Genomic DNA, 7,223 nt, shown 5'->3' on the forward strand with positions numbered 1-7,223 from the left:
GCGCCGCCGCGCGGGTTGGCGGGCGCGCAGCACGCGTCGGCCGCCGCGGGGTGGCGGTCGGTCCACCAGTCGTCGGTCCACTCCCAGACGTTGCCGGCCATGTCGAACAGGCCGTACCGGTTGGGTGGGAATGAACCCACCGGCGCCGTGCGGGCCCAGCCGGACTCGCCGGTGGACCGCCACGGGAAGTCGGGGCCGTCCCAGGTGTTCGCGAGCAGGCGTCCGCCGGGCCGGGCCTGGTCGCCCCAGGTGTACTCGGCGCCGTCCAGACCGCCGCGGGCGGCGTACTCCCACTGGGCCTCGGTGGGCAGGCTCGCTCCGGCCCACTCCGCGTAGGCGGCGGCGTCCTCGTGGGCCACCTGGACCACGGGGTGCTCGCCGCGGTCCTCGATCCCGGAGCCGGGTCCCTCCGGGTGGCGCCAGGAGGCCCCCGGGACCCAGGCCCACCACTGGCTGAGGTGGCGCAGGTCCACGGGGCCGGTGGTCGGCGTGAACACCATGGACCCGGGCACGAGGTTCTCGGGCGGGGCGCCCGGGTAGAGCGCCGGGTCCAGGGGCCGCTCCGCCACCGTCACGTACCCCGTGGCGGCGACGAACGCGTCGAACCGCTCGTTGGTGACGGCGTAGCGGTCGATCCGGAACCCGTCGACCCGCACGGGGTGCGCGGGCGCCTCCTCCCGGTAGTGCTCGTCCGAGCCCATCGTGAACAGCCCGCCGTCCAGCCGGACGAGGCCGGCGGTACGGGTCGCGTCGTCCGTGTGCGTCGTCATGCGCTCGGCACGCCGGACTTGAGCTTCGCCAGGACCTGGTCGATGTTGAACGACGCCGGCTCCTGGCGGGCGGGGAACTCCGCCAGCGTGGCCAGCATGGTGCCCACGTACGCCTGTGCGGGGACGAACAGCCAGACGTGGTCCAGGACCCAGTCGTAGTAGGTGTTGGACGTGATGTCCGCGCGCTCGAACGGGTCGGTCCGCAGGTTGAAGACCTTCGGGGCACGCAGCTCCACGTACGGCTCGAGCCAGATGTCGAGCGTCCCGGCGGCTCGTTGCTCCAGGAACACGATCTTCCAGTTGTCGAAGCGCATACCCGTCAGGTCACCGTCGTCGGACACGTAGAAGAAGTGCTTGCGCGGCGACTCGCCGGACTCGCCGGTGAGGTACGCGAGCTGGTCGTGGCCGTCCAGGTGGACCTTGTACCGGGTGCCGGCCAGCTCGGTGCCCTGCCGGAGCTTGTCCGAGATGGCGGGCTCGCCTGCCGCCGCCAGCAGCGTCACGAACCAGTCGTTGTGGCTGAAGATCCCGTTGAGCACGGTGCCCTCCGGGATGTGTCCCGGCCAGCGCACCATGGCGGGGACCCGGTAGGCGCCTTCCCAGTTGGAGTTCTTCTCGTTCCGAAACGGGGTCATCCCGGCATCGGGCCAGCTGTTCATGTGGGGGCCGTTGTCCGTGGAGTAGATGACGATCGTGTCGTCGGCGATGCCGAGCTGGTCCAGCTCGTCCAGCAGGCTGCCGACGACGTCGTCGTGATCGAGCATCGTGTCGTGGTACTCGGACTGCCACCGGCCCGCCCGGCCCTTGCTCTCGGGCTTGCCGTGCGTGCGGAAGTGCATGTGCGTCGAGTTGAACCACAGGAAGAACGGCTTGTCGTCACCCGCCTGGTCACGCATGAAGCCGAGCGCAGCGTCCCGGAACTCCTCGTCAACCGTCCGCATGCGCTCACGGGTCAGCGGCCCGGTGTCCTCCACCCGCTGGGTGCCGTCCCCGTTCGCCCAGGAGTGGAGCACCCCACGCGGGCCGTACCTGCTGCGGAAGTCGGGGAACTCCTCCGGCGTGGGGTAGTCGTCCAGCTCCGGCTCCTCCTCGGCGTTGAGGTGATAGAGGTTGCCGAAGAACTCGTCGAACCCGTGCATCGTCGGCAGGTGCTCGTCACGGTCCCCGAGGTGGTTCTTGCCGAACTGTCCGGTCGCGTAGCCTCGCTCCTTCAGCGCGGTGGCGATCGTGGGGTCCTCTGGCTGCAGGCCCAGCTTCGCGCCGGGCATGCCGACCTTCGTCAGCCCGGTCCGGTAGGGGTTCTGCCCGGTGATGAACGCGGCGCGGCCGGCGGTGCAGCTCTGCTCGCCGTAGTAGTCGGTGAAGCGTGCGCCCTCGGCGGCGATCCGGTCGATGTTCGGGGTCCGGTAGCCCATCACGCCGTCGGAGTAGGCGCTGATGTTGGTGATCCCGATGTCGTCACCCCAGATGACCAGGATGTTCGGCTTCTCGGCCACGGTGTCTCCTCTGGTTCGGCGGCGCACTGCTGCTGACCCTCATGGTCGGCAGGACGACCGGGCGGTACTTCCCCCAGAACGGGTGAGTTGCACCGCCCGGCCGCCCGGCCGCCCGGCCGCCCGGCCGCTCAGCCGCTCACTCGTAGCGCAGCGAAGAGATCGGGTCCTGCCGGGCGGCCCGCAGCGCGGGCAGCGTGCCGGCCAGGAACGCGATGGCCATGACGCCCAGCACCACGGCCGCTACGGTGACCGGGTCGAACGCGATGAGCGTGAGCCCAGGGAGGTTGGCCAGGAGGTCCCCCGCGACGCCGCCCACGAGCTGCCCGACGCCGATCGCGGCGAGCACGCCGAGCGCGCTGCCGACCAGGCCGATGACCACCGCCTCGATGCTGAACAGGGCGAACACGCGCGGGCTGGACAGGCCCATCGCCTTCATCAGCCCCACCTCGCGGGTGCGCTCCTGGACCGCCATGAAGAGCGTGTTGACGATGCCGATGGCGGCCGCGACCAGCGCGATCACCGCGAACCCGTTGAGCACGAGCACGATGGCGTCGATCACGGAGGTGATGGTGCCGAGCTGGTCCTCCAGGGTGCTGGCGGTGTAGCCGGCGTCGGCCAGCCGGTCCTGGAGCGCCTGCGTGGCCTCGTCGCCCGCCGCGGGCTCGAACCAGACGGACGCCTGGGCGTACCGCGTGGTCTCCGCCTCCGGCGCCCCCGTGGCCTGCAGGTCGTGGAGCGTCTTTGCGAGGGTGTCGTTGGGGACCGCCCCGGCCATGCTGATCACGCCGGGCTCGGCGATGCCGACGACGTCCGCCTCCGTGGTCACCTGGCTGCCCGTGCCGTCGGTGACGGCCAGCACGACGGTCTGCCCGACGGCGTCGGCCGCGCGGCCCAGGCCCAGCGGGTCGAGGTAGCTCTCGGGGAGCACCACCTGGGGGTCGGCGGCGTCGAGGTCGACCTGGGTGCCGGACGCGAGCTCGGCCTTCATCCCCGGCACGAACTGGGAGATCGACAGCTGGAGCTTGTCGCCGCCGTCGTGCTGGACGTAGTCGGTGGTGACGTTCTTGACGGGCTCGACGGACAGCACGCCGTCGATCCCGGCGATCGTGTCGATGTCGTCGTCGGTCAGGGCGGTCGCCGTGGCCCCGGGCGGTCCCTCGACCGCGATCTGGTCGGGGTCGTACTCGGCGGGTCCGCCGTCGGCGGGGGCGTCCTCGTCCGCCTTGGTGACCGTCATGACGTCGTCGACGCCGACGGAGGCCACCGTGTCGTCGATGTACCGGTTGATGCCGGTGCCCAGGCCGTTGGTCAGCGAGAGCGTGAACGCGCCGATGAAGATCGCCAGGACCGTCAGGCTGGTGCGCAGCCGCGACCGGAACGCGTTCCGGAACGCACTGGTCACGACGTCGCCGGCCCTCATGCCGCCACCTCCGCGCGCGCGATGCGTCCGTCGCGGATGTACAGGCTGCGGTCGCAGCGCGCGGCGAGCTCCTCGTCGTGCGTGACGACGACCAGGTTGATGCCCTGGCGCCGGTTCAGGTCGAACAGGATGTCCTCCACGACGGCGCCCGTGGCGGTGTCCAGGTTGCCGGTCGGCTCGTCGGCGAAGATGACGCGCGGCCGGTTGATCAGGGCGCGGGCGATGACCACGCGCTGCTTCTGCCCGCCGGACAGGTCGTTGGCGCGGTTGCCCGCCTTGTCGTCGAGCTCGAGCTGGGCCAGGGCGGCCAGGCCTCGGGCGGTGCGCTCGCGCCGTGGCACCCCGGCGATCTTCAGGGGCAGCGTCACGTTGTCCAGCACGCTGGCCTGGGCGTTGAGAAAGAACTGCTGGAACACGAACCCGAACGCGCCGTTGCGGGTGCGGTCGAGCTGCTTCGCGGACAGCCGCGACGTGTCGGTCCCGTCCAGGGCGATGGTGCCCGAGGTGGGCCGGTCGAGCAGGGCGAGCAGGTGCATCAGGGTGGACTTGCCCGACCCGCTCCTGCCGACGATCGCCAGGGACTCGCCCTGGGCGATGTCCAGGTCGAGGCCCTTGAGCGCCTCGAAGGCGCCGGGCCCGGAGCCGTAGGTCTTGCGCAGGTCATGGACGGAGATCAATGGGGGCGCCACGTCGGCCGCCTCTCTCGTGTTGCCGGAGCTGACGAGAGCGACTCTGGTCCAGCGCGGGCGCGAGCGAATCGGCCCAGGGATGACTCCTGGGTACCCCGCTGGTAGTACGTGGCGCCCCGGACCGCCTCCCGGGCTACTCCCAGACGGCGATGCTGCGGCGCACCGGCACGGTGCCGTCGTCGGCGGCGAAGAGCTCGGGCGAGCGACGGCGGGTCTTCTCGATGTCGTCGAAGACGGCGCGCAGGTGCGAGCGGAGGCTGTCGCGCGCGCTGGAGATGTCGCCGGACACCACGGCGTCGAGGATGGCATGGTGCTCGTCCACGAAACGGCCCACGCCGTTGGTCTCGTGCAGGCCGAGCCGCCGCGCCCGGTCCAGGTGGCCCTTGGCCGCGACGACCGTCGACCAGGCCCTGCCGTGCCCGCTGAGCCGCAGCAGGCCGTGGTGGAACGCCTCGTCGAGCGCGAAGAACCGCTCGATGTCGAGCCCTGGCTCGCGCTGCTGCTCCAGGTTGGCACGGAGCTCGGCGATCACGTCGGGGTCGAGGGTCTCGGGGATGTCGTCGAAGGCGGCGAGCTCGACCGCCTCGCGGAGGAACTGCGCGTCGGCCACACGCTCGGCGTCGACCCGGGAGACGAACGAGCCGACCTTGGGGAACACGCGGACCAGGCCCTCCTCGCCCAGGAGGATCAAGGACTCGCGCACCGGCGTGCGGCTGACGCCGAGGGCCGCGGCCAGCTCGTTCTCCGACAGCGAGGCGCCGGGAGGCAGCTCAAGGGTGAGCACCTTACGCCGCAGCGTCTCGTAGACGACGCTGCGGTTGGACCGGGTCGAGGCTTGCCCCATGCCCGGAGTCTAGACGAGACGGGCCCCGGTTCCACGCCGGCGACGGTTGACACCGACTTGTGGACGCTGCTTACATACAAGACCTGCCACACATCGGCCACGCGCGCCGGTCGGACAACGACGTCAGTCAAAGAAGTCAAGGAGCACCTCCCATGGCGGACACCGCTATGACCTCACCGGGTAACACTTCCCCGGGCAACGCAGTGACCCGGTCGACCAAGGACCTCACCCGTGCCGCCGTGTCGGGCTGGCTCGGCACGGCCATGGAGTTCATGGACTTCCAGCTCTACTCGCTGGCCGCCGCGATCGTCTTCAACCAGATCTTCTTCCCCGGCGTCAGCCCCGCCATCGCGCTGATCGCGGCCATGGCCACCTACGGCGTCGGCTACGTGGCCCGGCTCGCGGGCGCCGTCTACTTCGGGCGGATGGGCGACCGGATCGGACGCCGCAAGGTGCTGTTCCTGACCATCGCGCTCATGGGCGTCTCCACGACGCTGATCGGCGTGCTGCCCACCTACCAGATGATCGGGATCACCGCGCCGATCCTGCTGGTGGTGCTGCGCCTGGTCCAGGGCTTCGGCGCCGGCGCCGAGATCGCGGGTGCCACCGTGATGCTCGCCGAGTACGCCCCCGTCAAGCGCCGTGGCCTGGTCGCCTCGCTGGTCTCGCTCGGCACCAACTCCGGCACGCTGGCGGCGTCCGCCCTGTGGGCGCTGCTGCTGGTCGTGCTCAGCGAGGATCAGCTCCTGGCCTGGGGCTGGCGGGTGCCGTTCCTGCTCAGCTTCGTGCTGATGATCTTCGCCGTCTGGATCCGCCGCAACGTCAAGGAGAGCCCGGTCTTCGAGGCCCGCCCCGACGTCGTCGACGGCGTGGCCATGACGCGCGCCGAGGTCAAGGAGGCCGAGGCCGCGCCCGTGCTGGAGGCCGCCCTGGCCCAGCGCAAGGGCAAGGCGTTCTTCCTGGCCCTGGCCCTGCGGTTCGGGCAGGCGGGCAACTCCGGCCTGGTGCAGACCTTCCTGGTCGGCTACATCGCCACCAGCCTCGCCATGGACCGGGCGCTGCCCACCGAGGCCATCATGTGGGGCTCCATCGCGGGCTTCGCGACCGTGCCGCTGGTCGGCATGCTGGGCGACCGGTTCGGCCGCCGCGCCATGTACACGGTGCTCTCCCTGGCGACCATCGCGTTCGCGTTCCCGATGATGCTGCTGATCACCAGCGGCAGCACCGCCGCCCTGCTGCTCGGGATGATCGCCGGCCTGAACCTCGGCGTGCTGGGCCTGTTCGCCCTGGAGAGCGTGACGATGGCCGAGCTGTTCGGCGCCCGCACCCGGTTCACGCAGCTCGCCCTGTCCAAGGAGATCGGCGGCATCCTGGCGACCGCGATCGGCCCGGTCATCGCGGCGTCGCTCACCGCGGCGACGGGGAGCTGGTGGCCCATCGCCGCGATGCTCATCGTGTACTCGACCATCACCCTGGTGGCCGCCCGCATGGCCCCCGAGACCCGCGGCCGCGACCTGGTCCAGCTCGAGGATGCCGCATGAGGGCCGTCGTCGTCCACGGCGCCGGTGACCTGCGGGTCGAGGAGCGCCCCGACCCCGTGGCCGGGCCCGGCGAGGTCGTCGTCGCCATGGAGTGGGGCGGCGTCTGCGGGTCCGACGTCGCCTACTGGCGCAACGGGTCCTCGGGCACGGCCGTGCTGCGCGACCCGCTGGTGCTGGGCCACGAGGTGGCCGGCCGCGTGATCAGCAGCGGGCCGGGCGTCCCCGGCTGGGCGCCCGGCACGGCGGTCACGGTGCACCCGGCACAGGCCACGACGGACTCCGTGCTGCCCGAGCGGCTGTCCGGCCGCACCAACCTCCACTCGGAGGTGCGCTACTTCGGCTCGGCGGCCTTCCACCCGCACACCGACGGCGGGTTCAGCGAGCTGCGGGCCGTGCGGGCCGAGCAGCTGCGCCCGCTGCCCGACGGCGTGAGCACCGAGCAGGGCGCGCTGGCCGAGCCGCT

General features: G+C 71.4%; 7 protein-coding genes. 2 read left to right on the forward strand and 5 right to left on the reverse strand.

Annotated elements, in window-relative coordinates; genetic code table 11:
• The 5 genes from PROKR_RS24985 to PROKR_RS25005 form a co-directional block, all read right to left on the reverse strand.
• Window positions 1-770, reverse strand: a 770-nt coding sequence (locus tag PROKR_RS24985; RefSeq protein WP_051433334.1) for a formylglycine-generating enzyme family protein, incomplete at its 3' end; no start/stop codon positions are given.
• Window positions 767-2,266 (reverse strand): arylsulfatase, encoded by a 1,500-nt coding sequence (locus tag PROKR_RS24990; protein WP_036969007.1) that lies wholly within the window; start codon window positions 2,264-2,266, stop codon window positions 767-769. The genes PROKR_RS24985 and PROKR_RS24990, both read right to left, overlap by 4 nt.
• A gap of 136 nt (window positions 2,267-2,402) precedes the next feature.
• Complete coding sequence (locus PROKR_RS24995) at window positions 2,403-3,686, reverse strand: ABC transporter permease (protein WP_036969009.1); 1,284 nt, start codon at window positions 3,684-3,686, stop codon at window positions 2,403-2,405.
• A complete protein-coding gene (locus PROKR_RS25000; protein WP_245605960.1) occupies window positions 3,683-4,375 on the reverse strand; it encodes an ABC transporter ATP-binding protein in 693 nt (230 codons plus the stop codon). Before PROKR_RS25000 ends, PROKR_RS24995 begins: the two co-directional genes overlap by 4 nt.
• 133 nt (window positions 4,376-4,508) lie before the next feature.
• Window positions 4,509-5,219 carry a GntR family transcriptional regulator gene (locus PROKR_RS25005; protein ID WP_036969013.1) on the reverse strand — a complete coding sequence of 237 codons (711 nt, stop codon included), beginning with the start codon at window positions 5,217-5,219 and terminating at the stop codon, window positions 4,509-4,511.
• Between the two features lie 152 nt (window positions 5,220-5,371).
• Here PROKR_RS25005 and PROKR_RS25010 point away from each other — a divergent pair, with 152 nt between their 5' ends.
• Window positions 5,372-6,760, forward strand: coding sequence for an MFS transporter (locus PROKR_RS25010; RefSeq protein WP_245605961.1), 1,389 nt, complete (start codon window positions 5,372-5,374; stop codon window positions 6,758-6,760).
• Window positions 6,757-7,223 (forward strand): alcohol dehydrogenase catalytic domain-containing protein (locus PROKR_RS25015; protein WP_036969191.1); only part of this gene is annotated, 467 nt, incomplete at its 3' end. The genes PROKR_RS25010 and PROKR_RS25015, both read left to right, overlap by 4 nt.

Source organism: Promicromonospora kroppenstedtii DSM 19349 (assembly GCF_000515355.1).
Taxonomy (GTDB): domain Bacteria; phylum Actinomycetota; class Actinomycetes; order Actinomycetales; family Cellulomonadaceae; genus Promicromonospora; species Promicromonospora kroppenstedtii.

Excerpts from the sequence above, each read along its gene's own strand:
- PROKR_RS24995 (WP_036969009.1), bottom strand. The coding sequence starts at position 3,686 with ATGAGGGCCGGCGACGTCGTGACCAGTGCGTTCCGGAACGCGTTCCGG.
- PROKR_RS25005 (WP_036969013.1), bottom strand. The coding sequence starts at position 5,219 with ATGGGGCAAGCCTCGACCCGGTCCAACCGCAGCGTCGTCTACGAGACG.
- PROKR_RS25010 (WP_245605961.1), top strand. The coding sequence starts at position 5,372 with ATGGCGGACACCGCTATGACCTCACCGGGTAACACTTCCCCGGGCAAC.